General features: G+C 58.9%; 24 protein-coding genes. 7 read left to right on the forward strand and 17 right to left on the reverse strand.

Going from position 1 to position 25,574, the window contains the following annotated elements:
* Nucleotides 1-1,153, reverse strand: a 1,153-nt coding sequence (locus ACFTSA_RS21450) for an MFS transporter (RefSeq protein WP_377953888.1), incomplete at its 3' end; no start/stop codon positions are given.
* Between the two features lie 117 nt (nt 1,154-1,270).
* On the opposite strand from ACFTSA_RS21450, the gene ACFTSA_RS21455 reads away from it, so the two are divergent.
* Genes ACFTSA_RS21455 through ACFTSA_RS21465 form a run of 3 tightly spaced genes read left to right on the forward strand, consistent with a single transcriptional unit; the run spans nt 1,271 to nt 2,993 of the window.
* A complete protein-coding gene (locus ACFTSA_RS21455; protein WP_377953890.1) occupies nt 1,271-2,284 on the forward strand; it encodes a LacI family DNA-binding transcriptional regulator in 1,014 nt (337 codons plus the stop codon).
* Between the two features lie 35 nt (nt 2,285-2,319).
* Complete coding sequence (locus tag ACFTSA_RS21460) at nt 2,320-2,676, forward strand: DMT family transporter (protein WP_377953892.1); 357 nt, start codon at nt 2,320-2,322, stop codon at nt 2,674-2,676.
* Complete coding sequence (locus tag ACFTSA_RS21465) at nt 2,676-2,993, forward strand: DMT family transporter (RefSeq protein ID WP_377953893.1); 318 nt, start codon at nt 2,676-2,678, stop codon at nt 2,991-2,993. Before ACFTSA_RS21460 ends, ACFTSA_RS21465 begins: the two co-directional genes overlap by 1 nt.
* A 171-nt stretch (nt 2,994-3,164) precedes the next feature.
* Here the strand turns inward: ACFTSA_RS21465 and pntB are convergent, their stop codons facing one another.
* The 4 genes from pntB to ACFTSA_RS21485 all read right to left on the reverse strand — a co-directional run bounded on the left by pntB (nt 3,165) and on the right by ACFTSA_RS21485 (nt 10,844).
* Nucleotides 3,165-4,643, reverse strand: coding sequence for a Re/Si-specific NAD(P)(+) transhydrogenase subunit beta (gene pntB, locus ACFTSA_RS21470; protein ID WP_377953895.1), 1,479 nt, complete (start codon nt 4,641-4,643; stop codon nt 3,165-3,167).
* Nucleotides 4,640-6,202, reverse strand: a complete 1,563-nt coding sequence (locus ACFTSA_RS21475; protein ID WP_377953897.1) for a Re/Si-specific NAD(P)(+) transhydrogenase subunit alpha — start codon at nt 6,200-6,202, stop codon at nt 4,640-4,642. The genes pntB and ACFTSA_RS21475 overlap by 4 nt, the downstream gene beginning before the upstream one ends.
* Before the next feature lie 531 nt (nt 6,203-6,733).
* Entirely contained in the window at nt 6,734-8,248 is a 1,515-nt protein-coding gene (locus ACFTSA_RS21480) for an MFS transporter (protein WP_377953899.1), read from the reverse strand.
* Nucleotides 8,249-8,552: 304 nt separating this feature from the next.
* Nucleotides 8,553-10,844, reverse strand: coding sequence for a molybdopterin-dependent oxidoreductase (locus ACFTSA_RS21485; protein ID WP_377953901.1), 2,292 nt, complete (start codon nt 10,842-10,844; stop codon nt 8,553-8,555).
* 581 nt (nt 10,845-11,425) lie between these two features.
* On the opposite strand from ACFTSA_RS21485, the gene ACFTSA_RS21490 reads away from it, so the two are divergent.
* From ACFTSA_RS21490 to ACFTSA_RS21500, 3 genes are all read left to right on the forward strand, one after another.
* Nucleotides 11,426-11,947 (forward strand): hypothetical protein, encoded by a 522-nt coding sequence (locus ACFTSA_RS21490; protein ID WP_377953902.1) that lies wholly within the window; start codon nt 11,426-11,428, stop codon nt 11,945-11,947.
* Between the two features lie 226 nt (nt 11,948-12,173).
* Complete coding sequence (locus tag ACFTSA_RS21495) at nt 12,174-13,670, forward strand: GMC family oxidoreductase (RefSeq protein ID WP_377953904.1); 1,497 nt, start codon at nt 12,174-12,176, stop codon at nt 13,668-13,670.
* 781 nt (nt 13,671-14,451) lie between these two features.
* Complete coding sequence (locus ACFTSA_RS21500) at nt 14,452-14,727, forward strand: MmcQ/YjbR family DNA-binding protein (protein ID WP_377953906.1); 276 nt, start codon at nt 14,452-14,454, stop codon at nt 14,725-14,727.
* Nucleotides 14,728-14,979: 252 nt separating this feature from the next.
* Here the strand turns inward: ACFTSA_RS21500 and ACFTSA_RS21505 are convergent, their stop codons facing one another.
* The 5 genes from ACFTSA_RS21505 to ACFTSA_RS21525 all read right to left on the reverse strand — a co-directional run bounded on the left by ACFTSA_RS21505 (nt 14,980) and on the right by ACFTSA_RS21525 (nt 18,644).
* A complete protein-coding gene (locus tag ACFTSA_RS21505; protein WP_377922913.1) occupies nt 14,980-15,231 on the reverse strand; it encodes a hypothetical protein in 252 nt (83 codons plus the stop codon).
* A 14-nt stretch (nt 15,232-15,245) separates the two neighbouring features.
* Nucleotides 15,246-15,608: a hypothetical protein gene (locus tag ACFTSA_RS21510; RefSeq protein ID WP_377953907.1), complete on the reverse strand. Its 363-nt coding sequence runs from the start codon at nt 15,606-15,608 to the stop codon at nt 15,246-15,248.
* Between the two features lie 65 nt (nt 15,609-15,673).
* Complete coding sequence (locus ACFTSA_RS21515; protein WP_377953909.1) at nt 15,674-16,123, reverse strand: acyl-CoA thioesterase; 450 nt, start codon at nt 16,121-16,123, stop codon at nt 15,674-15,676.
* Nucleotides 16,123-17,028, reverse strand: coding sequence for a nitrilase-related carbon-nitrogen hydrolase (locus ACFTSA_RS21520; RefSeq protein WP_377953910.1), 906 nt, complete (start codon nt 17,026-17,028; stop codon nt 16,123-16,125). The genes ACFTSA_RS21515 and ACFTSA_RS21520 overlap by 1 nt, the downstream gene beginning before the upstream one ends.
* A 413-nt stretch (nt 17,029-17,441) precedes the next feature.
* Nucleotides 17,442-18,644 (reverse strand): NAD(P)/FAD-dependent oxidoreductase, encoded by a 1,203-nt coding sequence (locus ACFTSA_RS21525; RefSeq protein ID WP_377953912.1) that lies wholly within the window; start codon nt 18,642-18,644, stop codon nt 17,442-17,444.
* 351 nt (nt 18,645-18,995) lie between these two features.
* Here ACFTSA_RS21525 and ACFTSA_RS21530 point away from each other — a divergent pair, with 351 nt between their 5' ends.
* Nucleotides 18,996-20,669, forward strand: a complete 1,674-nt coding sequence (locus ACFTSA_RS21530; RefSeq protein WP_377953913.1) for a PucR family transcriptional regulator — start codon at nt 18,996-18,998, stop codon at nt 20,667-20,669.
* A gap of 39 nt (nt 20,670-20,708) precedes the next feature.
* Here the strand turns inward: ACFTSA_RS21530 and ACFTSA_RS21535 are convergent, their stop codons facing one another.
* The 7 genes from ACFTSA_RS21535 to ACFTSA_RS21565 form a co-directional block, all read right to left on the reverse strand.
* Nucleotides 20,709-20,888, reverse strand: coding sequence for an IS3 family transposase (locus ACFTSA_RS21535; RefSeq protein WP_377953915.1), 180 nt, complete (start codon nt 20,886-20,888; stop codon nt 20,709-20,711).
* A complete protein-coding gene (locus tag ACFTSA_RS21540) occupies nt 20,888-21,658 on the reverse strand; it encodes an IS3 family transposase (RefSeq protein ID WP_377953972.1) in 771 nt (256 codons plus the stop codon). Before ACFTSA_RS21540 ends, ACFTSA_RS21535 begins: the two co-directional genes overlap by 1 nt.
* Nucleotides 21,659-21,700: 42 nt before the next feature.
* Complete coding sequence (locus ACFTSA_RS21545; protein WP_377953917.1) at nt 21,701-21,838, reverse strand: hypothetical protein; 138 nt, start codon at nt 21,836-21,838, stop codon at nt 21,701-21,703.
* Nucleotides 21,839-22,223: 385 nt separating this feature from the next.
* Entirely contained in the window at nt 22,224-22,814 is a 591-nt protein-coding gene (locus ACFTSA_RS21550; RefSeq protein WP_377953918.1) for an adenylate kinase, read from the reverse strand.
* The gene (locus ACFTSA_RS21555; protein ID WP_377953920.1) at nt 22,811-23,737 is read right to left on the reverse strand and encodes a polysaccharide deacetylase; all 927 of its coding nucleotides are present in this window, start codon (nt 23,735-23,737) and stop codon (nt 22,811-22,813) included. The genes ACFTSA_RS21550 and ACFTSA_RS21555 overlap by 4 nt, the downstream gene beginning before the upstream one ends.
* A gap of 61 nt (nt 23,738-23,798) precedes the next feature.
* On the reverse strand, nt 23,799-24,326 hold the full coding sequence (locus ACFTSA_RS21560; protein WP_377953922.1) for a MaoC/PaaZ C-terminal domain-containing protein: 528 nt from the start codon (nt 24,324-24,326) through the stop codon (nt 23,799-23,801).
* 14 nt (nt 24,327-24,340) lie between these two features.
* Entirely contained in the window at nt 24,341-25,567 is a 1,227-nt protein-coding gene (locus ACFTSA_RS21565; protein ID WP_377953924.1) for an NAD(P)/FAD-dependent oxidoreductase, read from the reverse strand.
* Nucleotides 25,568-25,574: the final 7 nt, after the last annotated feature.

A 25,574-nucleotide genomic window follows, 5' to 3' on the forward strand; every position in this document is an offset into this window, starting at 1 on the left:
AGGCGATGTTCACAATGCCGAGGTCCCTCCCGACCGTGGATGTGTCTTTGAGTGTTGCTACTGCGAAGGCGATATAGATGCCGAAAAGGATGCCGGCGGCAAGACCAGCTCCCAGCGTCTGCCCAATGATGAACATCGTGGCGTCCTGTGCGAGAACGATCACGCCCATCCCGGTGGCCGTGAGGACAGCAGCGAGGACAAAGAGTGGTTTGCGCCGCCCGGTCTTGTCGCTGATCCAGCCGGCCAAGGGGGCAACGACTAGCGCGACGAGGCCGCTGAGCAGGAAGGTGACGAAGAGAGTCCCTGGCAGGTCAGCCTCGGCAATCTTGATCTGGTCCTGCAGGTAGTACACCGCGTATGTTGCCATGACGCCGAAGCCGAGATTGATTAGCAGGAATGCGAGCAGGAACCAGGCGAAGTCCGGGGATTTGCGCGGGTTGATATAAAAGCTGCCGGCGAACTCCTTGGGGGTTAACGGCGTACGTTCGCCTGCGGCCGGCTTGTCGTCCTTCATCAGGGCAACCAGGGCGAGCCCGAAGACGATCGCGATGGCTACCGGGAGCCCGATTTGCGCGAGGATGCTCGTGGGAAACGCCTGGATGAAAAAGATTCCCACCACGGTGGACGCGGCGGAGGCCGTGCCGGAGAGTGCCCCGACGAGGCCGTGCTGGGATTCGGGGATCCGGTCCGCAACGATGGCGAGCGTCGCTGCGATTGCGGCGTTGATAAAAGCCTGCATGAGAATCCATCCGAGGATCAACATCGGTATTGAGTCGCTCAGGCCGATAACCGCGGCTCCGACGGTTGTACCGGCGAGGCCGACTACGATCCACGGGCGACGGCGGCCGAACCTGCTCCTGGTGCGGTCACTGAGCCGGCCGAAGAAGGGATTGGCCAGTACCGCGACCAGCGTCCCAATGCCGGCGACCATGGAATACGTCGTGGTCTTGTTTGCGGGGTCAATCTCGCCGATTCGCAGCGCCACCGTCACGGTGGCCGGGAGGTTGATCGCCATCCAGATACCGAACATCGCCAGCGCATACACGCCGATGAACAGGGGCCCGACGCGCGGAAGCGGCTTAGGAGCGGCAAACGCCGCCCCCTGAAAGGTGGTCACGAGCGGAGATTCCGACTCGGGAGGGAGTGCAGTCATGGGAAGACATCCTTGGCTTGTCCTACTGAAACGTTACCGGTATCGTTACCGGAAGGGATGTTGCTAAGGTAAACCCTCAGTTCCCAAACTGTCAACGCTTGCTGCAGGAGGTGCCGGATGACGCGTAATAGGATCACGCTCGCGGACGTTTCAAAACGGGCTGGAGTCGGCGTAGCCACCGTCTCGCGGGCCCTGGCGGCAGAACCACACCGGGATGTTAGTCCCGCAACGCGGGAGCGTATCCGCAAGATCGCCGATGAACTGGGTTATCGGCCCTCCCTAGCAGCCCGCGCATTGCGATCCGGCGACTACCGGGCTCTAAGTGTCATCATTCCTGACTTCGAATGGGGCTGGTGGGAGCCGGTGGTGCGTAGTGCGTACAACGCCGCAGAAGAGCACGGCTACCACCTCCTTGTTCATCCGGTGGGCGAGCGGCGGGACGGCCCTGCAGGGACCATTTTGGCCCTCAGTAACGTGCCCACAGATGGAGTGATAGTCCTCGGATACGGCGCGAGCCGCGAGGTGCTGGAGGCCGCCTGGGCGCTTCGCCTTCCGGTCGTCTCCGTAGACGACACGGTGACTCAGCCGATTCTTCCAACCGTGTCGGTAGACAATCGAGCAGGTGGCCGAATGGCAACCGAACACCTGCTCTCCCAAGGCCTGCAAAGGGTCGCGTACGTCGGCAACACATGGAAGGCTGACTTCGTAGATCAACGAATTCAAGGTTACAGAGACGCCCATGAATCCGCGGGCATCGAAGTCGATGAACAACTGATCCTCAAGTGTGAGAACCCGGCAGGCGACCCGCCGTTCACCTTCAAGGAGCTCGACGACCTGCTCGCTGCCGGCGTGCGATTTGACGGGATGTTCTGCGAGTACGACCGGATGGCAGGTCCTGCCTTGCGGTCCCTGCGCAGGGCAGGGTTAACGGTGCCGGACGACGTGGCCGTGGTCGGCTACGACGATGAGGAATCGGCCAAGCTCACCGATCCTCCACTAACCACGATCCGGCAGCCCTACGAAGAACTGGGTGCTCTGGCCGTCTCGCTGGCGATCCAAGCTCAGAGCAGCCCCTTGGCTGCAGAGCGTCGAACAATCGTCCCCACTCTTCGTAAACGTCATTCTGCATAGATCGCCCAGCACCCTCACCCTAAAGGAACCATCTAATGAACAGGACCACCAAAGGGTGGCTGCTTCTGGCTGCCGCCATCCTGGCAGAAGTGACTGCAACACTGTCGCTCAAGGGTGCGCTCGAACATCCTGCCCTGTACGTCATCGTAGCCGCTGGCTACCTCGGGGCATTCGCCCTGCTTGCCGCAGTGCTCCGCGCCGGCATGGCGCTAGGTGTCGCCTACGGCATCTGGGGAGCAAGCGGCGTCGCACTGACCGCAATCGGCTCGCTCGCCATCTTCAATGAGCCGCTCACCCTCCTCATGGGTGTCGGCATCGTGGTCATCGTCGCCGGGGTCCTATGCGTCGAACTCGGAGTGCAAGCCGGACACAAGAAAGCCGAGTCTGCGTAATGGCCTACGTGTTCCTCGCCGGCGCAATCATCTTTGAAGTCGCCGGCACTGTTAGCCTTCGCCTCGCTGTCGACAATAGACGCTGGTATGGCGGGGTTGCCGCCGGCTACCTCGTCGCCTTCATGATGCTCACCCTCACCTTAGCTAATGGCCTTCCCCTGGGCGTGTCCTACGGTATCTGGGCAGCAGCAGGGGTCGCTCTCACAGCCATCATCTCCAAGTTCCTGTTCAACGAACCGCTCACCTGGCTAATGGGCCTTGGAATAATCCTCGTAATCGGTGGCGTCCTGCTCGTCGAACTCGGCGCAACCCACTAACAAGACCCCCGCACGCCATCCAGTAAGCAGTCAGGGATCGTCACGACACAACGGCCCTGAGACACTCGATACCGACGCCTCGCCTTGTTAAATACGCTAAGGCGACTACCGGAGGAGATACTCCGGCAGCCGCCATAGCTAACAGATTCGGCTGGGATTCGCAGCTTCCCTTTAGAACGCCCGGAGGATGTCCTCGACTCGTTGTTTGGCGTCGCCAAACAACATTTGGGAGTTGTCCCGGAAGAACAGGGGGTTTTGGACGCCGGCGTAGCCGGCGGCCATGGAGCGTTTGAACACGATGACGTTCTCGGCTTCCCAGACTTTGAGGACGGGCATCCCGGCGATGGGGCTGCCGGGGTCTTCGGCGGCGGCGGGGTTGACGGTGTCGTTGGCCCCGATGACCAGGACCACGGAGGTGTCCCCGAGGTCGTCGTTGATTTCGTCCATTTCCAGGACGATGTCGTACGGGACTTTGGCTTCGGCAAGGAGGACGTTCATGTGCCCTGGAAGGCGCCCGGCGACCGGGTGGATGCCGAACCGGACGTTCACACCCTTCTCACGGAGCTGGTGGGCGAGTTCGGCCACGGGGTACTGGGCTTGGGCGACGGCCATTCCGTAGCCGGGGGTGATGACAACGCTGGACGCGTTGGTGAGCATTTCCGCTGTCGCCTCGGCCGTGATCTCGCGGTGCTCGCCCTGGTCCGTTTCCCCTTTGCTGGCGGGGGCGGCGATGCCGAACCCGCCGGCGATCACGGAGATGAAGGACCGGTTCATGGCCTTGCACATGATGTACGACAGGTACGCGCCCGAGGAACCCACCAGGGCGCCGGTGATGATGAGCAGGTCGTTGTTCAGCAGGAAGCCCGCCGCGGCTGCGGCCCAACCTGAGTAGCTGTTGAGCATGGACACAACCACGGGCATGTCGCCGCCGCCGATGGAGGCCACCAGGTGCCAGCCCAGCCCCAGGGCAAGGACGGTGACGACGATGAGGAGCCAGAGCTGGGAGTCGTTGACGTACCAGACCGTCAGGGCGATGAACGCGGCGAGGGCGCCGAGGTTGATCGCGTTTTTGCCCGGCAGCATCAGCGGTGAGGATTTCATCCGTGCGGAGAGTTTCAGGAACGCGACGATCGAGCCGGTGAAGGTCACCGCGCCGATGAACACGCCGATGAAGACCTCTGCGTGGTGGATCGCCATCAGGTCCGAAGACAACGCAGGGGCTTCGAGGTGACCGTTCCACCCGACGAGCACGGCGGCGAGGCCAACGAAACTGTGAAGCAGGGCGATGAGCTCGGGCATGCCGGTCATTTCGACCACCCGGGCGCGCCAGAGTCCGATGGCCCCGCCGATGGCGACTGCGGCGACGAGCAGTCCCAGCCCGGTGAGGGCGTGGCCGGTGCCCCAGGCGTCCTGGAGTGTCAGCCAGATGGTGGCGGCGAGGGCGATGACCATGCCGGTGATGCCGTAGACGACCCCGGCGCGGGCTTTCTCGTGCTTGCTCAGCCCGGCAAGGCTGAGGATGAACAGCAGGGCCGCAACGATGTAGGCCGCCCCCGCGATGGAGTCGGCGGTCAACGGACCGGAGACGGTGTCAGTCACGGTAGAGCTCCTTGTAAGCGTTGCTGCTGCTGCGTGCGTGGCGGCGCTCATGAACGTGCCTTCCCGGCCGAGAACATGGCGAGCATGCGCCGGGTGACGCCGAAGCCGCCGAAAATGTTGATGCTGGCAAGCAGGACGGCGACAGCGGACAGGGCCTGCACGATGAGGCTTTCTGAAGTGATTTGCAGCAACGCACCGACGACGATAATTCCGGAAATTGCGTTGGTGACGGACATCAGCGGTGTGTGTAGGGCGTGGTGGACTTTGCCGATGACGTAGAATCCGACCACGATGGACAAAAGCAGCACCGTGAAGTGCTGCGGCAGCGGTGCCGGAGCAACAGCGTTGATGCCAAAGAGGACAGCGATTCCTGCGGCGATAAGACCGGCTTTGCCGCCAGCGCCCAGCCCCGCCTTCTTTTCCGCTTTGTCGGCGGAGCGCGCACCGGCGCGAGTGGCTTCCGCTTGCGCAACGGGTGCCGCCGAGACCTGGACGGGGGGCGGTGGCCAGGTTTTTTCTCCCTCGCGTACTACTGTCACTGATCGCTGCACAACGTCGTCGAAGTCGAGCCTCAGCTGACCGTCTTTGTCCTTTGTGAGCAGCTTGAGGAGGTTTAGCAGGTTGGTCCCGTACAGCTGCGAGGCCTGGGCCGGCAGCCGGGAAGGGAGATCGGTGTAGCCGAGTATGATCACGCCGTTTTCCGTGACGATACGTTCCCCGGCCACGGAGCCTTCAACGTTTCCGCCCTGCCCAGCGGCCATATCCACGATGACACTGCCCGGCTTCATCGCGGCGACGTCGTCGGCCGTGAGCAGTTTCGGTGCTGGCCGGCCGGGGATCAAGGCCGTGGTGATGATGATGTCGACATCACGCGCTTGCTCTGAGTAGATTTCGGCGGCGCGCCGGTTGTATGCCTCCGAGGTTGCTTTGGCGTACCCATCGGAAGACTTCATTTCCTCTTCTACCTCAACCTTGAGGTAGGTCCCGCCGATGGACTTCACCTGATCTGCGACCTCGGGCCGCGGATCCGTGGAACGAACAATGGCTCCTAGGCTGCTTGCTGCCCCGATGGCGGCCAACCCGGCGACGCCAGCTCCCGCCACGAGGACTTTCGCCGGCGGGACCTTGCCCGCCGCAGTGACCTGCCCGGTGAAAAACCTGCCGAATTCGTGCGCCGCCTCGATCACAGCCCGGTAGCCGGCAATGTTTGCCATCGAGCTCAGGACGTCCATTGACTGCGCCCGGGAGATACGCGGAACAGCATCGAGCGCCAGCGCGGTGATCGGACGCGCTGCCAAAGCCTCCACGAGATCCGGCCTGAGGCCAGGCGCGAGCATTCCAATCAGAGTTGCACCATCCGCCAACCGGGCGATCTCTTCCTCACTGGGCGGATTTATCCGCAGCACGATCGCACTGCCCCAGGCGTCGTCTGCGCCAACAATCAAGGCGCCAGCAGCAACGTATGCCTCATCAAGGAAAGACGCTGCTTCGCCGGCGCCCTTTTCGACGACGACTTCGTAGCCCAACTGAATTATTTGACTAACGGTTGCGGGCGTCGCCGCCACCCTCTTCTCATGACCCAACTCGGCCACGATGCCAATTCTTGTCACGTTTGCTCTCTCTCTTATTCATCACGCTGCGGCTTCCGCTGCGGTCACAACTGCATTTACTCTTTGTCCTGCGCGCCCGACAGCAAACACTGCCTAGCGCGGAATTCTCGACGACGTCGGCGTGAATCCGGCCAGAATTTGCTGATCGTCATTGATTCAAATGTGCCCGCCCCTGTTGAGTTCGGGGTTGCGGCGGCCTTCCTGCTCATTGATAGGCCGTCTTCCCGATACCTTTGGTCGACTGCGCTGCATTTCGGTTTTGTTTAACCCCAGAAATCGCGAATGTTTTGTAGAAAAGGATTCCTTGTATACATAACCAGTAAGGTCCACTGGGCTAGCAGTCCCTACGTTGTGGGTTGCCGCGGCACCCAGCTGCGAGAGTGGCGGCATTGGTGCTCCTGGAGTGGGGTCCCGGCACCCTCGATTTAGTTCATGTCGACATTGAGGTCATTGCTACTGCAGATGCAGTCATTTTTAAATACGTCCCCCGGCAGGTCGGCCCGCTCGATACCCAAGGGCCGCTCTGAGCGGTTAACTGCGCGTTCCACGCCCGGTGCCTGAATGAGCAACTAGGGTAAGAGGCATTTCCGCGGGGTTGAGGAGGTTGTTGGTGTCCTGGGTATCAACGAGGTGTTGAGCCTCTTCCTTTGTTTCCACATTGGGCATGGACCCGTTTAGTGGTTTCCTACTTGTTTCTTTGAGGAAAAAGACGGAAATTAGTCCCAGAACGGCAGCGCCCATCAGGTAGTAAGCGGGCACCATCTTGTTCCCTGTGACTCCGATAAGCGCCGCAACAACCAGTGGAGCTGTGCCGCCAAAGGCAGCATTTCCGACGTTGTATGCGAGCCCGAGGGCACTCGAACGCGACGGAGTCGGGAACTGCTCGGGCAGCGAAGAAGCGTAGCTTGACGAAAAGAGAGTCGCGCAGATCATGATGAAGAGTGTCCCGAGCTGTGCGCCCCAGACCTCGCCGGACCCCATCATCATGAACGCCGGAATCGGAAGCACGACGCCGAGGATGGCGCCGGTGTACAAGATCCGCTTCCTGCCTATCTTGTCCGAGAGCGAGGCAAAGAACTGGGTTGCAAAGGCTGCGAGGACGAACAGGGGAAAGATCACAAGAGTGCCGAGGGATCCTTGGAACCCGAGCGTCTGGTTCAGATACGTGGGAGTGAACGACGTCAGGGTGTAGGCAATGACGTTGCCGGCAGCTGCAACGCCCATTCCCGGCAGAATGAAGCGCCCGTGGGTCCGAATGACCTGCACGATACCCGGGTTTTTTGCCAACTCACCGGTTTTCCGGGATTCCTCAGCCCGCTCTTTCAAGACGGCACTGAAGGTAGGTGACTCTTCGATCCGATAGCGGAAATAAAGAGCTATGACGGCAAGCGGCCCAGCGATGAGAAACGGAATACGCCAGCCGAAGGACTGCATCGCGTCCTGACCAAGGCTCAGCTGTAGTACAGCTACCAAACCGGCTCCAAAGGCGAATCCGAGGTAACTGGAGCCCATGAATCCAACATAGAAACCTCGTCGCCTATCCGGGGCGTATTCGCTCAGGAAAGTCGCACCACCGGTGTATTCTCCGCTGGCCGAGAACCCTTGCAGCAGTTTCAGGAACACGAGGAGCGCCGGGGCCCATAGCCCGATGACGGCGTAGCCCGGGAGCAGGCCGGTAGCAAAGGTGGCGACGGACATCAGGAGCAACGTGAACGTGAGGACCTTCCGCCGCCCGATCCTGTCTCCCAGCCATCCGAAGAATACGCCGCCCAGGGGTCGGGCAACGAACGTAACTGCAAATGTCCCGTATAGGTACAGAGCCTGGACTGTAGGGTCGGCCTGCGGCAGGAAGACGGGGCCCATTACGGTTATGAGGTAGGCAAATACTCCGAACTCATACCATTCAATAATGTTTCCGACGACTGTTCCGGCGACAGCGCGCCTCAGGGCGGCCTTGTTGACAATGCGGATGTCGCTTACTTTCAGACGCCGCTTGCCAAGATGGACGCCAGTGGCGCTCCTAAATCCTTGGTCTCCAGTGGACATTGGTATCCTTCATTCCGATTCGCTGATGCTAGGTGAAATCGCGGTCGACCCTAAGGCCGCCGTCTTGCATCCCTAGTCACACTCAAGCAGTTATATTCAGGACGATCCATAAGACATTAGCCAGCGAAACACCTGCAAACTTGTATAGCCCCCAATCCTGGCCAGGGCGTCGAATGGATCTCATCCTTGTTTCCCCCTGAGGGGCGTAATGGCCACAAGTTTGGGCGTGGATGCCCCCAGCCACGAAGAGAATGCAAGTCCAGGGGGCCGGAGGCGGTGATGCCTTGTGTATCCGCTGAAAATGCTATACCTCTCGGATCAGTTCGGGTGGAACTGTCACCGTGAGATCGGGGACTTCACCCGACCAAGCTTCGACCTCGACGAGCGCGTGCTGTGCTGTCGTAGCCTGTGAAAGGCTTGAGGATGGTCTGTCTGCTGTGAGCACGTTGGGGTTCCCGTGCCGGCAGAAGGAAGGGTCATTCGGTGCAGGGTCGTACCAGGCCCCGGCTGAAAGCTGAACGACGCCCGGTCGTAGGGAAGCGCTGATCGCAAGGCCGGCCAAGCAACTTCCGCGGTCATTCCGCACCAGTACAACCTGTCCGTCTTCAAGGCTACGCGCGGCGGCATCATCAGGGTTCATCCGAATTGGTTCTCGTCCCTGGATTTTGGATTTCTGACTGGTGGCGCCGATGTCGAGTTGGCTGTGAAGTTTTGTCTTTGGCTGGTTAGCGATTAGGTGCAATGGGTAGGGGCCGGTCGAGCCGAGCCATTCGTCAGGTTCGATCCACACGGGGTGTCCTGGGCAATCGGCATAACCGAAGCCGGCTATAGTCGAGGAAAAGATTTCGATCTTGCCGCTAGGCGTGGCGAGCGGGTGCATCTCCGGATCGTGCCGGAAGTCAGAGAACAGAACCTGGCGCGGTTCAATGATCGGAATCTCAATCTTTTCTGCTTCCCAAAAGGTGTCGAAATCAACGACATCGACGCCCCGTTCGCCAAGCTTGGTTCTCCATCCCCCGTACAGGTGGCGGAGCCAGCCCATCGTGTCCCGGTTCTCCGTAAACGTTTCTGCCCGTCCGAGTTTGTCTGCTATGGCGGCGAAAATGTCGTAGTCGTCCCGTGCGCTGCCTGGAGGTGCCGTGAGTGCATGCATCGGAAAAAATGAGGGGTCGTTACGGCCGGCTCCATAATCATTCCGCTCGATTGACATTGTTGCTGGAAGCACTATGTCAGCGTGCCTTGCCGTGCTGGTCCAGAACTGTTCATTCACGATAACAGTTGCTGGTTGGGCCCAGGCCTCCCGGAATCGGGCCAAATCCTGATGATGGTGGAACGGGTTACCGCCGGCCCAGTAGATCAGCTCGATCTTCGGTAAGGTGATTCGCTGGCCGTTGAAGTCGATCTGGGTGCCTGGCTCGAGCAGCATGTCCGATATTCTTGCCACCGGAATATATGAAGTCTCAGGGTTGCGACCTTGCGGGAATGACGGCGCGCTGGAGACTCGCAAGGGCAGTCCTACATCTGCGGAAGAACCATAACCGTGCTGGAAACCTCCGCCAGGCAGTCCTATCTGGCCAAGCATCGCGGCGAGCGTGACCCCAAGCCAAATGGGCTGCTCACCGTGCTGCTGCCGCTGCATAGACCAACTGAGATTAATCATGGTCCGTGAGGCAGCCATTTCGCGCGCCAATTGGACAATTCGAGTCGCAGGGATGGTCGTGAGCTTCTCAGCCCATAGTGCGTCCTTTGGAACGCCGTCAACCTCACCCCGGAGGTACGGCAGGAACTTGTCCAGACCGACACAGTACCGAGAAAGGAAATCGCGGTCAGCAAGGTTTTCAGCATCCAGCACATACGCGAGTGCCAGCATTAGGGCCGCGTCGCTACCGGGCAGCGGCGCAATCCACTCTGCGTCCGCTTCTTTATACGTATCGTCCGCGATGGGCGTCACATCAATGAATCGACACCCTCGGGCCACTGCTTTCCGGATCCCGTCTCTGGCGACATGACGCCCAATTCCGCCAGGGCCAATTCCGCTGTTCTTCTCGGAAAGTCCACCGAAGGCGATGAAAAGCTCTGTTTTGTCGCTTACGACTTCCCACGACGTTGCACGCGCCATGACCTGATCGGGGGTGACTCCGATGATGTGTGGCAGAAGCACCCCAGAGGCGCCGTAGCTGTAGTCCGTTACGCCGGCAACATATCCTCCCAGAGAGTTGAGGAATCTGTGGATTTGACTTTGCGCATGGTGAAACCGGCCGGCACTGGCCCACCCATATGAACATCCGTAAACAGCCGAAGGGCCTTTTTCTGAGTAGACGCGTCCCAGTTCTGCACTGACCAGCTCAATTGCCCGGTCCCATGAAACCTCTACAAAGGGTTCATTTCCTCGGCCGGAGCCGGTTCCCGGCCCATGCTCCAACCACCCGGCACGAACTGCCGGGCGCAATACACGAGTCGGATGGTGTTGTGCAGAGGCTACGTTGTCCAAAAGGTCGCGCGGGTCTGGATCCTGGGACCAGGGCCTGACAGACCGCAAAGCCTTTCCGTCGCTCTCGGCTTCAAAGGCTCCCCAGTGTGTCAAATGCGTGCGCATGGTTCCGTTTCCTTGGGTGCTGTCCTAGTGACTGCCGCTGGTTGGCTGTTGCTCTAGCACGTCCGTGCCAGGAACGCTGATCAGGCGGTTCGGTAGATTTGCACCAACGTTAGGTCGTGGCCGTTGATGCAAGAATTGGAGAAGGGCCGATACCGCCATGCTGTGATCGTTGGAACTCCAAGAACTACCATCGGAGACTCCCGGGGAGGGGTGGAGGTAGTTCACTTCGCGCTTAAGAGTTTGTGGTTAAGTGCGGATGGAACGGGGGTGCGGGACATCTGCTGGTGGACATTGCACCGGTGTCGTAGTCCGTCACCGGTGTATTAACCATACTGACCTGGCTAGTTAATGGCATTCTTAGCGTGTGCGGGGTCCTTGCGGCAGCGGAACTCGCCACGCAAGTCACGGAATGTGCCTGCTCTCGTTGGCTTCGTCCGGACACGCGGGGTGCGCAGGTTGGCGCGCCGTACAGCGTGTTTTTCAACGCCTACCTCGCAATTTCTGGCAGGAGGCGAGGACAGATACCCAGCGTCTGGAGTAATTCTGGTATCGAGGGCATCAGTTGCAGGAGGGTTATATTCATGCAGGCGCTAGAAAAAACGCAAATCGAAAAGCCGGAAGGGCCAATGCTGGTCAGGGACGCCATGGTGACAATGCCCAAGACGCTCGGGCTTCGCACCACTGTCAGCCAGGTCCGATCCGAATTTGAGGACGACCACATTCACATGGCATTGGTCGTTGACGCAGAGCACCGCCTCGTCACAACGATCGAACGGGCGGATGTTCCGCTAACTGTTGATGGAGATACTCCCGCAAGCAAGTGCGGTACGCTCATCGGCCGGACCACCAAGCCAGATTCCCTTCTTAGCGCGGCAACAAGCCTATTGCAGTTGAAGGGGCGACGCCGGCTGGCCGTTACCGATGATCGGAACCGCCTGGTGGGACTGTTATGCCTTAAAAGAAGTGGCAATGGCTACTGTTCGGACGCGGGTGTGCTCGCCCGGGCAGAAGAACGTTCAAAAGTATCCCAGCGGTCGTGCGTTCCCGAACATCAGAGGACATCCAGACGGTCATTCGTGTACCTGCTGCTGGCTTGCGCTTGAACACCCAGGACGACTGGAAAGTATCCGAGACGGAAGTGGCAGCGCCGTGCATGTTCCAGTACTGGCATTGTGTCTCATCTCATAGGGTGAGTTCAGCTTGCCGATCTTAGAGCTCGGACTCCGGCCTAGGCCTTGCTACGTAAGCTCCCGACGCATTCCCCGGGAGCTCCAGCTGCCGTAGCACTTTGGCGCGCATCTTGAAAGGTAGTGGCTTATGGAGGACAACATGCACGAATTCGACTACGTCATCGTTGGGGGCGGAACAGCCGGATCGCTTATAGCACGCAAACTCGCCGACGACCCGGCCATCAGCGTCTGTGTGATTGAGGGAGGTCCAGCTTACGAAGACGACAAGAAAGTCCTGATGCTTAAGGAGTCGCTGGGCCTTGTCGGTGACCCCAAGTATGACTATGACTACCCAATCGTCAAACAGGAACGGGGCAATTCCCGGCTCCGCATGAGCCGGGCGAAGATGCTGGGCGGGTGCAGCGCACATAACGACTGCTGGGCCCTGCGTGCCCCCGACACGGACATGGATAGGTGGAGTGCCCTTGGGGCCACCGGGTGGGATAGCCAAAGCGTTGCACCGTACTTCGACCAGGTTTTCAAGGACATGCGTGTTCACGCTGTTACCAAGGAAGCCGAGCTTTCACAGGCATTCCTGGCTGCTGCCAATGAGCAGGGGCTGGAAACCATCGATAACACAAAAGGTGACTATCGTGAGGGAATTTCCTGGGTCCTCTTGAACGAGGACAATGGGGTTCGCGTTTCGACTGCTGTCGCCTATCTCTTTCCTCTCTCAGATCTGGCTTCCAATCTTCATCTGCAGCTTGAAACCATGGCTCACCGTATTGTTTTCGAAGGTGAGCGGGCCGTGGCTGTCCAGACGGACAAGGGCGTGTTCCGTGCGAAACGCGAGATTATAGTTTCTTCCGGCGCCATCGATACGCCAAAGCTGTTGATGCTTTCGGGCGTCGGCCCAGCTGAGCACCTCCGCGAACACGGGATCGAGGTGGTGAAAGACCTTCCTGCTGTTGGCTCCAACCTCGCCGACCACATCGAAACCCCGGTCATTTGGGAGTCGACGAAGGACCCTGGTCAGAGCATCAATGGACTGGATCTCGGGGTTTATGCGGACGTTTTCAACGAAGGTGATTACAGCCTTCAGGCTACCTTCGGGCACTTCACCTACTGGCTCCACACCGAACCTTTCGACGAGCTGCCCAAGCCCGAACGGGCGTTCTGTTTTGCACCCAATACCGCCCGGCCGGCGAGCAAGGGAACCGTCCGGTTGGCTTCTTCGGATCCAACGGATAAGCCGCTTGTGGACCCAAAGTACTTCACGGATCCGGACGGCAGGGACGAGAAGGTGCTGGTGGAAGGGGTTCGCCTGGGCCGCAGGATTGTGGAAAGCGAAGCCTTGAAGGGTTGGGTGGTTAAGGAGGTTGCCCCAGGCCCGGAAGTACAGTCCGACGAAGAAATAGGCGCCTATGTGCGCCGCTACTCAAACACGGTGTACCACCCGAGCGTTACCTGCAAAATGGGGGCCGCGGACGACCCGGAAGCTGTTGTAGACCCGCGCCTGCGTGTACGCGGACTCTCAGGCCTCCGGATTGCTGACGCGTCTGTCTTTCCCGAACTCGTGCGCGTTAACCCCAATATGACTGTAGTCATGGTTGGTGCCAAGGCTGCTGACCTTATAAAGGAAGACAACCAGCCGTAGCCTGGTTCATGTACCGACTTCAGATGGGCTCGGAAGAGCGCGTCAATTCCGACGCACCCTTCCATGCTCTCTGTATGCTTTCCGCGCAAGCCGTTGCTGGACAGTTGCTTGAGCGAGCACGAGTTGAGCCAATTGGCAGTACCCGGGGGCGCCGTCGCGTCTCGGCGCCTTCTCTGCTCTCTCCCTTGCATCGTGACGTGCGGTAGTTCTGCCCCTTGATTCGAAAGGCTGTGACGCGGCCAACATGTCTAAGGGCTCTTCGTCAGATGGCCAATACCGTGGGGGCTGCGGTGAGGGCACCGTAGTTATGCCGCTAAACCCGAGCGCCGGAAGGCAGCAGCAGCCGCGCCTGGAGAGCCAGGTCCAGACAGTCAGGCGCCGTAGCGTTGCGTTTCGCAACTGGCAGATTTGCGAGTCTCACTGCGGCCCAGGAACCGCCTTGAAGCGAACCACCAAGTTTAGGTTCCAGGCATTGGTGCGTCGGCGATCAGGCGGCGACGTGGCCGACTTGGCTGTTCTGGGGTGGCCATAGCCAACCGAAAATCCCACGGCTTGATTAGTAGGCACGGTCCTGCAGTTCTGTGCTTGACCGGGTCCGTTTGTTGCCAAAGGGATTGCGACGGCCGGGCTCAATCGCGAATCGTTTGTTCAAGAATTCGAGAAGGTTGCCACCCGTTTGGACCGCAAGAAGTTGCAGCAACGCGCCGCTGCCCGGACCCAAGAGCTCCCGGGAGCGGAACTAACACCCCTTTGGGGATGGCTGGGACGTGTATAGGTGCGCGTGAAGGTCTTCATGCTCCAGGCCGGAGTCCTCGGGGAACCGATCGTCATTCTCAAATCCGCCCCTTCTGACGGGCTGGCCTTGCGGACGGCGTACGAGGACATCACTCCGGGGTACCACACGAACAAAAAGCACCGGATCACTCTGCACCCGGATGGCGACCTCGACCCGCTGTTCGTAGACGACCTCGTCACCGAGTCCTATTTGCTGGTCGTGGAAAACCTGCCGAAGAACCAGCGGCCGGTCGACCCCGAAGCATTCGGGCAGCACGCGTGATCCTGTGCGGCCGCTGGTCCGGACAGGCGAAGGATGTAACCAGCATCGTCTCCTCCTACTAACCACGGCGGCCACCAAGACATTGAGAATCAGACGATGGCCGAATAATTCTGGCACTATACGTGGACGACTGGGCGCTTGAACATGTCTTGGAATTGCAGAGTTGCGCCAAAAAACGGCCGATGCCGCCCTGCCCAGGTACTGCCCCTAAAGTAGGCAGAATCCTAAATGACAGTGCACGTCTCGTGCTGCCTAAGAAGACTTGGGCAGTGCAGTGAAGAGGGCGTAACCGTCGTCGATATGAAACAGGCGCCTTTCCCCCGTCGAAGAGATGATCCAGAGGATATGCCCATCCTCCGTCAAGGCGTCGATGCTACCGGTGATGCGATGGTTGCCCTTCTCGAGGGTCACGACCTGTCCCGGTTCGAGGCTTACCCACGACGTACCTTCTATCGCGCTTTTTGTCCCACCTTTGGGCAGGGCTTCACGGGTTAGGACTTTCATGATCCCACCACAGCCTAGGCGCCCGCATTTCGCCAGTTAACCGGCGCAATGGACAGGAGGAGACGGGTTCCTGGGACGGCTCCGTACCGGACGGTGGTTCCTTTGGGCAGAACGATTAGCTCGTCTCGGTCGCCGATCAAAGACTCTTCGTTTTCACCATCGATGACGAGAAGGCGGGCCTGCCCTTCAATCACGTATATGGTTTCTTCGTACTGTACCGTCCAGGGGTCGCTGAACTCTGTCCCGTCGAAGATCATGAAGTAGGTACCTAGCTGCGTCAGCTGCGAGGCGGCTGTTCTGTGCTCGATTTTCGCAGGGCCGAAGTCTTTGACGTTGTTCGGGTCGAATGCTGGATTGTAGCTCAAAGTTACCGACACAGGGTCTCCTAGGTGTTGAATTGGCGGTGTGGTCTCGTGGTAAGAAGCTCTCCGTGGTGGAGAGACTAGGCGTGCTGGCTTTGGGGCAGGAACCCGGTGCGACCTTGCTGCGGATTGCCCTTCAAGGCAGCACGAAGCGCCAGGGCAACGGCTTCCGGCAGTTGTCGTGATCTCGCTTTCGTGGGATCGACGTTGACATATGTGAGTTCAACATCTGCTAGCTCCGTGTCGTCACGGCTAATTCGAACGTTCAGGACGAAGCTCGAGGTTCCGACCTTGTGGCATTCGACATCAATGTCGAGGGTTTCGTCGAAATAGGCGGGGGCCTTGAATGAAAGAACTGCATTGACTACGGACGGATCAGTGCCTTCGGCTACAAGCTTGGGGTACGGCCAGCCAATGCTGCGGAAGAACTCCGTCATCGCTACGTCAGCGACTTCAAGGTAGCGGCTATTGAACAAAAACCCCTGCGAATCAACTTCATGATTTCTGACACGGTGCTGATAAAGAGGCATTATGCTCCCATTTCCGCCTGAAGCTTCGCGTAGAGATCCAATCTGCGGAGTGCGAGGCCGGGAGCTTCTGGATTCGCCCTCGAGGCGAGCAGTAGGTCGTGATCAAGGTCAACAATCAGCACTTGTTCTTCAGCTGATTCCGTCGTTGCCAGGATCCCGTCGTTGATCCCCACAGTCCTGTCCACCGGTCCGGATACTAGTGCTTTACCCACCGCGTACATGGGCGAATCAGTCGGAAGTCCGCTGGTACCGAAAAGCGGGGACATTACGACGTACAGCTGGTTTTCTATAGCCCGTGCCTGGCATCCGGTGCGAACTCGGTGTACCCCTCGTCGGTTCCAGGTGAGGGACGGGCACAGGATCAGGTCTACCCCCTTATGGACGAGGTAGCGTGTTAGTTCGGGGAATTGGATGTCGGCGCAGATCAAGAGCCCCACAGTGAAGGGTCCGATCTTTGTTACGAGCAGTTCGTCGCCCCCTCTGGCGCCCAGGGAGTGCTCTTGGGGTGTCAGGTGGATCTTGTCTTGGGATTCGACCCGTCCATCTGGGTGTGCGATGAACGCGGTGTTCCTCAGCGATCCATCATCTGCGACGCGGTTATGGCTTCCGCCTGCAACGACAATGTTGTTCTCCCGGGCCATCCTGACTACGCCCGCAACGATGTCCTCTGTAAATAGCGGCAGGACTTTCCAATAATCGGAGGCGATGGAGGCAGTTGTGACCGCGTGATCGTCAATTGCAGCAAGAAGTCCAGTGCTGGCAAGCTCAGGGAAAAGCACAACTTCGGCGCCTTGTTCCGCGGCGTGCTTCACAAGTGTCTCCATGTGCTCCAAGTACTCGTGGAGGCTCTTCTCCTGTCGAAGTTCGAACTGAATGGTGGCTACCTTCAATGACGCCTTGGTCATAAGAAACTCCTGTCTAGAATCGGCCGCCTGGACGGCGATTCTTCTCCTCACTTGCGTCCTCACCGGTCACAGCGGGTGATGGCAATTGATGTTGCAGATGAACGATCAAGGTTGAACGTGGTTGGTGAGTCCGCTCCCTTGGTGGCCGGGCCGGCTTGTGACTCTGACGGTACTGGAGGGCCAGGGGGCTGAACATTGGGAGGATTCTCAAAAGCCTGGCCGGACTTTGGTTTCGACGCCAAAAGCCGGACTCCTCAGTCGTGGCGCACATTGGACGACTGTAGCCTAGCTAATCCAGCAGCGAGGGAGCTTTTCTGCAACGTGTGCTGCAAAGAGGGCCGGCGAACGCGATGCGATGCAGCAATGCCGGCAGGGGAGGACCCTCCTGGCCGGCTGACGTATGAAAAAGGGGACTAGGCATCGGTAGCGGCGGCGAGCGTGGGCCTGTTCAATTTCAGAGCGCTGGCGAAGCTGCTCGTTTCACCGGCGATGACCTCAGCCATCACCTGACCGCATATAGGGGCGCTCGCTATGCCCCAGGCGTGTCCAACGTTTATGTAGGCGCCGTCGGCGCGATCAACAATGGGCAGGTGGTCGGAGGTCTCACTCCCCAATCCGGCCCAGAGACCGGTTACTCCGTAATCGGCGAGTCCTTGATACCTGTCCAACGTCGTCGAGACCATGGCGTTTGTTGCATTGATGCTGATGTGCGGGTTGAGCGAGCCCCGACCGTCAAAGCTGTTGCCTATAAATATCGAACCGCCGCGATTCTGGGCGATGGAGTCGTCATAGCTAACGGTCGAAGCGACTGGGGGAGCAAAAATTGCAGCATCGTAAGTAGCAAGGTCCGTGAGTGCCCCACACCCGTAGACACCCCGGGGGCCACGCATGATCGCGTTTGCTTGTGAGTCTACGGGTTGGGTCAGTAACTGGCCCACTCGGGCGGTCTCGATGGGAACCTCTATACCCTCGGCCCGGAGGTTGGTAGACCAGGCGCCGGTTGCCCACACCACACCCGGGGCGTGGATTTCGCCTCTGACCGTGCGTACACCGATGACTGTTTCCCCTTGGCGGATGGTAGAAAGTACTGACGTATTTTCGAACATTCGGATGCCAGCCCGCACGCAGGCAGAGGCCAGGGAATTGACGAACTGAACACCGTCGATCTGTACGTCGTCTGCACAAAATGCAGCGCCCGCTGCACTGTCTGGAAGGATGGAGGAGTGTTTCAGCGCCTCGTCCCGGCTAATCATGTGTATGTCCAAGCCAGCCTCCCGCCGGTTTAGAACATAGTCCTCCAGGACTCTGCCTTGTTCGTCGGTTTCGAAGAAGAACAGCCCGCCCTGATTGCGATAGTCGAACACGTCACCGAGCTCGCCCAAAAATTCCTGATACTTTTCTTTACCCGCCTTGGCGAGTGCCAGCTCAGTACCGGTACGGCGAGTCTGCAGCCACAACGAGCCAGAGTTTCTCCCGGATGCGCCATATGTGGGGAATCGCTGTTCCACGACGACAACATCGAAGCCCCTCTTGCGCAGCTCCCACGCCGTGCACAGGCCTACCATTCCTGCTCCTACGACCACGATGTCACCGGTCGCGAGGGTGTCAGCGCCCATAGCACGTTCCTTCCTGCTGGCAGAGCTTCTTTAAGCCCTTCCTTAGTCTTCCAGATCGCCGGGGCCAAAAGCACGGACTCACCCGCATAATCCGGAGCGACCTGCTCCTTCTGACTGGGTTACAGCCCTTCAGGGCGGTAGGTTCCGTTTAGATTGCCCAATTGATCCAAATAATGTTCTGCACGTGACGTTAGAAGGCTATGGAGAGGGCTGTAATTGGCACTCCTCCAAACTTTCGCCATCGGGCTTAGAATTCCTCCAATGGTAGGGTTGCGTTCCTCGTTTAGTCTGGGCGAAAGCGACGGCAGGAGGGCGTCGTCCCTACCGCCCTTGTTCCGAGAGAGTTCCCCAATGAATAAAGATTCGACTTCCGTGCCGCTGGGAACGGTGCTAGCAGATTTGGGCGTGACCGCCGCGTTACTGACGGGCGATGATTCTCAACTGTCCAGGCAGGTGAGTGGCGCTACGGTCCTGCTGAAGCCAGAAGATCTTCCCGACGATACCGGCGTTGTCGTGGTTTGCCCTCGCCTGGAAAACTATGCCGATTTGAAGGAGTTCCTCGGTCAACTTAAAGGACCAGGACGTGTGCTCTTTGTATCTTCAACGGCCGCAGTCGCGGCGGAGGGTGTTCAAGCTGTTGCTGGCAGTCACCTTATTGTCGCCGTTGATGCCCGTTTGAACGTTGCCGACGTGATCGTCTCCATCGCACGATCGATGCAGGTACCGGAGGAATCAGTTTCAAGAAGACTGGCCTCGCTGCAGCGGGCACTCAGTCAGGCCATGACGGAGCCTGAGCCAATACCGGCGCTCTTAGCCCGACTTGCGCATGTGTGCAATGCCACGGCAGTCCTGGTAGATCGGTTCGGCCTTACGGTACATGCGACAGGACCAATCCCTATGTCCCTCCTGTTCGGCGAGATCGCCCGAACCGAAGCTGACTCCCAGATGGTGGACGTTGACGGGTGGCGCGGGGTGGCGGCGAGAATTTCCGCTCCCGGCCCAGATGAGTCTCATTTTGGTTGGCTGGTCGTGACGACGAGGCGGGAAAACTTTCCTGACATCTACTCAACGTCGGCCACTCACGTAGCAGCAACGCTCGTGGAAGCCAGTCAACGAATGGCCGTGGCTGCAAGACGGCAGGAGCGGGCTATACGGACAGCAGTACTTGAGGAGGCTCTTGCCTTACGCCGGGAGCCAAACAATCCTGAGCTGGCAGGGCGGATCTCCGCATTTGGCCTGTCCTTTGCTGAAGAGTTGCGAACGATAGTTTTTCGTCCCATTCGTTCTTCCGTTGCATCGCGGCCGCTGTCTCACATCGACGACGTTTCCGAGCTATTAGGCATGGCATTGGAATCGCAGTCAGTCGCGTATCTGATGACCACGAAGGATAAAGCCGTCATCGTGACCGCCCAGTGCGGCGTTCAAACCCTGCGTAGAATCGTGATTGCCGAAGGCAACAAACTTCCGAACGCCCATATTGGTATCGGGCGAAAAGTGCGTGCCCTTGGGGAGATTCTGGATTCTTACCAAGATGCCCAGCTAGCTGTCAGAACACTTCGCAGGAACTCCCGGGGCCCGAAAATCATGGCCTACGAGGACTTTAACTATGCAACGCGGCTCTTTGCGGATGTTGGCTTTGACAAAATGATCATGTGGGCCCAGGAGTTTATGAAACCACTGGAGGGGCGAGATCTGCTTATAGAAGGTCTTCAAACCTATTTTGAGCATGCCCAGAATATCAACGCGGCCGCAGAGTCGCTGGAAATCCACCACAATTCACTGCGCTACCGATTAGCAAAGGCTGAAGAGATTCTTGCGATCAACTTGAGAGAGCCGGGCGCGGTTTCTTCAGTCTTCCTGGCATTAACTGCTCTGGAGCTCGGTCGCCTCCAACAGGCGCGGCCAAAGTCCTCAGGTGAAACGGTGGGAAATCGTAAGGCGGCTGACGTCGAGGCTACGGATGTGCTGCCTTACGCCAGACCGCCGGCACAAAGAGGCGGGGTTGTAAAGCCCCCTGCCCGGTAATGAACTGGTCCCCGAAAGTTGGACTGGCCAAATAAGGTCCTAAGCCGCGAGGGCCTGGGCACGGTATTGCACCGGGCTCAGGCCCTTGAGCTTTGTCGAGATCCGGTCGGTGTTGTACCAGCTGATGTACTCAGGGAGCGCCGTTTCCAGTGCGTCAGTGCTAAGGAACCGGACGTGGTGGAAGAGTCCTTCTTTGAGGTGGCCGAAGAAGTTCTCCATCACCGCATTGTCGTAGCAGTTGCCCTTGCGGGACATTGATTGGACTGCGCCGGCGTTCTGGAGAAGGGTGCGCCAGGAGGAGTGGCGGTACTGGAACCCTGGCCTGAATGCACGAGCGGTTGCTGACCGGGCTGCAGATAGTTCAGGGCCTGGCGCAGTGAGGTGTTGGTCGGTTCCAGGTTCGGGGACGTGCCCACGGTGCGGGAGATGATCTGGCGGTCGAAGAGGTTCATAACGGGTGAGAAGTAGAGCTTCCGGTCGCCGACGTTGAATTCAGTCACGTCGGTCACCCACTTCTGGTTCGGGGCGGTGGCGTCGAACTCCCGGTTCAGCAGGTTCGGCGCAGCCGTACCTTGCTCGCCCTGGTAGGAGTTGTAGCGTTTCCTCCGCCGGACTTTGCAGAGCAGACCGAGTGACCGCATCAGCTTCAGCACGGATTTCTTCGCGACCACCCAGCGCTGCTTGAGCAGTTCCGTGTGGATGCGGCGGTGCCCGTACCGGCCATGGTTCGTGGTGAAGATGTCCGTGATGGCGGTCTTGAGTGTCTCTTGCGGGTCTGGAGCTTGCAGGCGGGTCTGGTGATAGAAGAATGTCGACCGGGCAAGACCTGAGACCTGCAGCAGGACCGGCAGCGAGAAGTCAGCCTTGAGGGCGATGAGGGCCTGGACCTTGACCGTTGTTTTTGAGCCCTCAAGGCCCGTATTTTTCCCAGATAGGCCACTTCTGCCCGCAACCGTTCGTTTTCCCGGCGCAATAGCTCCAGCTCGGATGTCTCCGCCGGTGGTGGGGCGTTGGGCTTCCGGGGCCTGCCTTTAAGGCTTCGGGCGCAAGGCCTCCGCGCCCTCGCGACGATACGCACGCACCCGCGTTTTCACTAACACAGGAGAAGACAGGTCAGCCTCTGCTGCAAGGTTAGGGGCAGTCTCGCCTGCGAGGAACCGTTCGACCAACGCGAGCTTGAACTAAAAGAGTACGACTGTTTTTCGGCTTGGTCACCAGCGCTCCTTGACCACGAATCCTCCACCGCCGATACAGATCCTTGACCGGCCACGGGCCACGCCCAACAGATTTGCTGTCGCCGTATCTGCAAGGCCTTTCTCAAACCACGCTACAGCTGCCTCACCCTGGACTTCAGACAATGAACTACTTGACCTCAAAAAACTACTCCCCGGGAGTCAGAACTGAATTTCTCAGTCCAACTTCCGGGGAGCAGTTCATAAGTACCTCGTGGGCTCTTAACTGCACGAGGGGCCGGTCCTCGTGAGGACCGGCCCCTCGCTTGATATGGCGGCGGGATGTAGCCACCGCCATGGTGCTGCTCCGTTTCGACCAGACCTAGAGCGGCAAAGACGCCCCTAATTTCACATCCAGGGCAGTTGAAACCCGTTGGGCAACATCGGAGACGTCGCCGATGCCTTCGACTTCGGTAAGGAGGCCGCGTTGGCCGTACAGCGCGGTCACGGAGGTTGTTTGTTCGAAATAGAGCGCCATTCGCTCTCGGATAACTTCGGCCGTATCGTCAGTGCGGTTTTCGCTGACGGCCCGCTTGAGCAGTCGGTGAACCAATTCCTCCGGGTCAACGACGATTTGCAGTACTACATCAAGTTGGTGACCCTTATCAGCCAGGATCTCATCCAGGAAGGCTACCTGCGCTGCGGTGCGAGGGTACCCGTCCAGCAAGAAACCGTCCCGCGCGTCCGACTGTTCCAGACGATCCCGGACCATGTCGTTCGTGATTTGATCCGGGACGAACTTACCTGCATTAATGTAAGACTCCGCGGCTTGACCCAAGGGAGTTCGGTTCTTCACGTTCTGCCGAAAGATGTCTCCGGTCGAGATGGCGACGATTCCGTGCTTTTCAGTGATGCGGCTAGCCTGGGTACCTTTTCCGGCCCCCGGGGGGCCGATCAGGAGCATTCTGATCATGGGGTGGTCCTTTCGAGATGAAGGGGGGCATGACGGACGTTTTGAGTCAACGGGGCCGCATCTCGGTTAGCCTGCCCCTGGTTATCGTCATTCCAGCTGTCGAAGAGCTCGGAAAGAGTCGGAAACCAAACGCCGTCGAAGGCAGTGATGTGGTCGAGAAACTTTTCAAGCATTAGGACGTTGTGCGCCCTTCCGATCGTCTGCGGGTGCAGAGTCCACGTCATCGCGCCGCCCGGGCAACGTTCATAGGCGAAGTTGAAACTGTCGATCCAACGCGCGAGCACCGCCTCATTGCTCTGCATCATTGGGCTGCCCTTGAAGGACTCCAACTCGGGGAAGTCGTCAAGAAACCAGGAAACCGGAAACTCGACGACGTTGCTTTCCCGTCCGAACCGGTTACCCTTTTCGAGGCTAACATCCACGACCATTCGGGGACGGTACGGTTCGAAATCCCGACCCATCAAAGATGAATCCCAATCAAAGCCGAACTCTTCCAGCAGCTCAAGTGTATTGTCTGTGACATCCAGGGCGGGGGAGCGATAGCCTCGCGGACGCTTTCCAATAAACTGTTCGTGCTGCTCGATTTGCAGTTCCAGCAGGCGCCGCTCCTCGTCCCGCTCCAATTTAGGCACGTACTCGTGATAAACACCGTGAGCACCGATTTCATGTCCAGACTCTACGACCGCCGCTACAGAGTCGGGAAACGTTTGCATCGTGTGTGTAGGTACACACCACGTCGTTGTAATCCCGTACCGGCGGAACACCTCTAAGAGCCGTGGAGCGCCAACGACAGCACCGAATTCACCACGTGACAGCTGGGTCTGAGAAGTAGAGCGAAACGTTCCCAACCAGACACTTTGGGCGTCAAAATCCGGGCTTAGGGAAACGGCGAGCCGTTTACCTTCTGGTAGTTGGAGTGGCACAACAATCAGCTTTCTTTGGGCTAAGTATGACGAGGTAGGTGATTAGACCGACTTTGGCCCTCTAGATTGGCCGGCGGGAAAGGAGGACGACCCAGTCTCCTTCCTGGCAGACAACTCCGTTCTGGTTAAGAATTCGAACCCGGGTCGTTACCACGCCGCGGTCCGGCTTGGTGCTGGAGGGTCGGATGTTAGTGACCTCTTCATCAACGGTGATAGTGTCACCAATGCGTATTGGGGCGGACATTCTCCAATTGTCGATCCCCAGGAACGCGATAGCGGACCCATTCTTCCATCCCAAGGCCATCTCGAGCCCGAATGCAAGGGACAGTGCTCCAGGGCCGTGGAAAAGCCGGGTCCCGAATTCAGTGGTTTTGGCATACTCTTCATTTGTATGCAGCGGATGCATGTCGCCCGACCACGTGCCGAAAGTCACCACGTCGTACTCGGTGACGGTGCGGCCGGCGGAGGTCCATTTATGACCGAGGTCAAGGTCGTCGAGATACAGCACGGCCGAGGAGTTGGCCGTGCCTAGGAGGTTGGCAGTCAAAGTGTTCCCCACTTCTAAAGTATTTTGTTGGATGCTGTGCATTTGAACTGGCAGGCTCAGTACCTGATGACCCCGTCGACCGGGGCGGCGAGGGACGGTCGGTAGAGTGACAGCTCGTCGAGGGAGAGGGTGGTCTGTTCGCCCGAAATTAGCTCGGCCACAAGGCGTCCTGTGATCGGTCCCGCGAGATTGCCATAAACATGGCCCGTGGCGAGGACCAGCCCAGGAAGCTCCTCCACTTCATCAACGATTGGGAGGGAATCAGCCGTTGCCGGGACCAGTCCAGCCCATGCGCTCTCGATTCCGAGAGTCCTGTAATTGGGGAAGGTGCGAAGCAATGAGTCGATTGCTAGCTTGAGACCGGCAGCGGGCATCCGGTCATCAAGCTGGTCCGGATAATCCATTGGGCAACCTATGAACAAGTTGCCGTCTTCCGTCTTGGCCACGCATTCCATATGTTCAAGTGCGTGGCTCTGATCCTCGGAAGGCGACGTGAAATACTCGTCCTTGTAGCTGGGCAGGTTGCGGATATGGGCATACTGTTTGGCCGCCAGCGGACCATTGAGGATCTTGTCGAGTTTCTCTTCAACGGGTGCGAGCAGCACAGCCCCGAGTCTGTGAGGCTTTATCGGTACGCTGACGCCTTCCGCTTCAAGCATCGTTGACCAAATGCCCCCAGCCCAGACGACTTTGTCCGCAGAGACGTCGCCTCCGACTGTCCTCACACCTACGACTTTCGAATTACGCCGCAGCAGCCCAACGACGGGCGTGTTTTCGTGGATGCGAACTCCAAGCCGGCGGCACTCCTGCGCCAGTGCACGAACAAACTTTGGCGTTCGAATCTGGCCGTCCTCAGGGCTGAAGGTCGCTCCAATGACGTCGGGGGGCAGGATGGGTGCAGCTTCGTGAGCAGCTTGGTCGTCGAGCAGCTCGGCCTTGAATCCGTCAGCAATGCGCGCTTCAACAAATTCCTTGTAGACCCGCCGCTGGTCGTCCGTGTAGAAAAACGTCATCGCGCCGTTGCTTCTGTATTCGAAGGTTGGCCCGAGGATGTCGGCGAAGTCATCATAAAGGGCCCTGCCGGCACGCGTCAGCTGCACAGCGTAGTCGCCGTGACGATTCTGCATGTGCAGGAATCCCAGGTTACGCCCAGAAGCTCCGTGGCCAAGTTCCCGCTGTTCGAGGAGCACAACCTTGTGGCCCTTAGTGGCCAGGTAATAGGCGGTTGTTACGCCCACAATCCCGCCGCCTACGACCACAACTCCGGCCTTGTCGAGGTTCATTTCGTCC

It is taken from the genome of Arthrobacter sp. NPDC057013 (assembly GCF_042674585.1).
Classification (GTDB): domain Bacteria; phylum Actinomycetota; class Actinomycetes; order Actinomycetales; family Micrococcaceae; genus Arthrobacter.

Bases quoted from the DNA above. Each gene is read 5' to 3' on its own strand.
- ACFTSA_RS21505 (WP_377922913.1), bottom strand. From the start codon at position 15,231: ATGAAAGTCCTAACCCGTGAAGCCCTGCCCAAAGGTGGGACAAAAAGC.
- ACFTSA_RS21550 (WP_377953918.1), bottom strand. From the start codon at position 22,814: ATGATCAGAATGCTCCTGATCGGCCCCCCGGGGGCCGGAAAAGGTACC.
- ACFTSA_RS21515 (WP_377953909.1), bottom strand. From the start codon at position 16,123: ATGCCTCTTTATCAGCACCGTGTCAGAAATCATGAAGTTGATTCGCAG.
- ACFTSA_RS21530 (WP_377953913.1), top strand. From the start codon at position 18,996: ATGAATAAAGATTCGACTTCCGTGCCGCTGGGAACGGTGCTAGCAGAT.
- pntB (WP_377953895.1), bottom strand. From the start codon at position 4,643: ATGAGCGCCGCCACGCACGCAGCAGCAGCAACGCTTACAAGGAGCTCT.
- ACFTSA_RS21480 (WP_377953899.1), bottom strand. From the start codon at position 8,248: ATGTCCACTGGAGACCAAGGATTTAGGAGCGCCACTGGCGTCCATCTT.
- ACFTSA_RS21560 (WP_377953922.1), bottom strand. From the start codon at position 24,326: ATGCACAGCATCCAACAAAATACTTTAGAAGTGGGGAACACTTTGACT.
- ACFTSA_RS21520 (WP_377953910.1), bottom strand. From the start codon at position 17,028: ATGACCAAGGCGTCATTGAAGGTAGCCACCATTCAGTTCGAACTTCGA.
- ACFTSA_RS21460 (WP_377953892.1), top strand. From the start codon at position 2,320: ATGAACAGGACCACCAAAGGGTGGCTGCTTCTGGCTGCCGCCATCCTG.
- ACFTSA_RS21525 (WP_377953912.1), bottom strand. From the start codon at position 18,644: ATGGGCGCTGACACCCTCGCGACCGGTGACATCGTGGTCGTAGGAGCA.
- ACFTSA_RS21495 (WP_377953904.1), top strand. From the start codon at position 12,174: ATGCACGAATTCGACTACGTCATCGTTGGGGGCGGAACAGCCGGATCG.
- ACFTSA_RS21465 (WP_377953893.1), top strand. From the start codon at position 2,676: ATGGCCTACGTGTTCCTCGCCGGCGCAATCATCTTTGAAGTCGCCGGC.
- ACFTSA_RS21490 (WP_377953902.1), top strand. From the start codon at position 11,426: ATGCAGGCGCTAGAAAAAACGCAAATCGAAAAGCCGGAAGGGCCAATG.
- ACFTSA_RS21485 (WP_377953901.1), bottom strand. From the start codon at position 10,844: ATGCGCACGCATTTGACACACTGGGGAGCCTTTGAAGCCGAGAGCGAC.
- ACFTSA_RS21535 (WP_377953915.1), bottom strand. From the start codon at position 20,888: ATGGAGAACTTCTTCGGCCACCTCAAAGAAGGACTCTTCCACCACGTC.
- ACFTSA_RS21565 (WP_377953924.1), bottom strand. From the start codon at position 25,567: ATGAACCTCGACAAGGCCGGAGTTGTGGTCGTAGGCGGCGGGATTGTG.
- ACFTSA_RS21455 (WP_377953890.1), top strand. From the start codon at position 1,271: ATGACGCGTAATAGGATCACGCTCGCGGACGTTTCAAAACGGGCTGGA.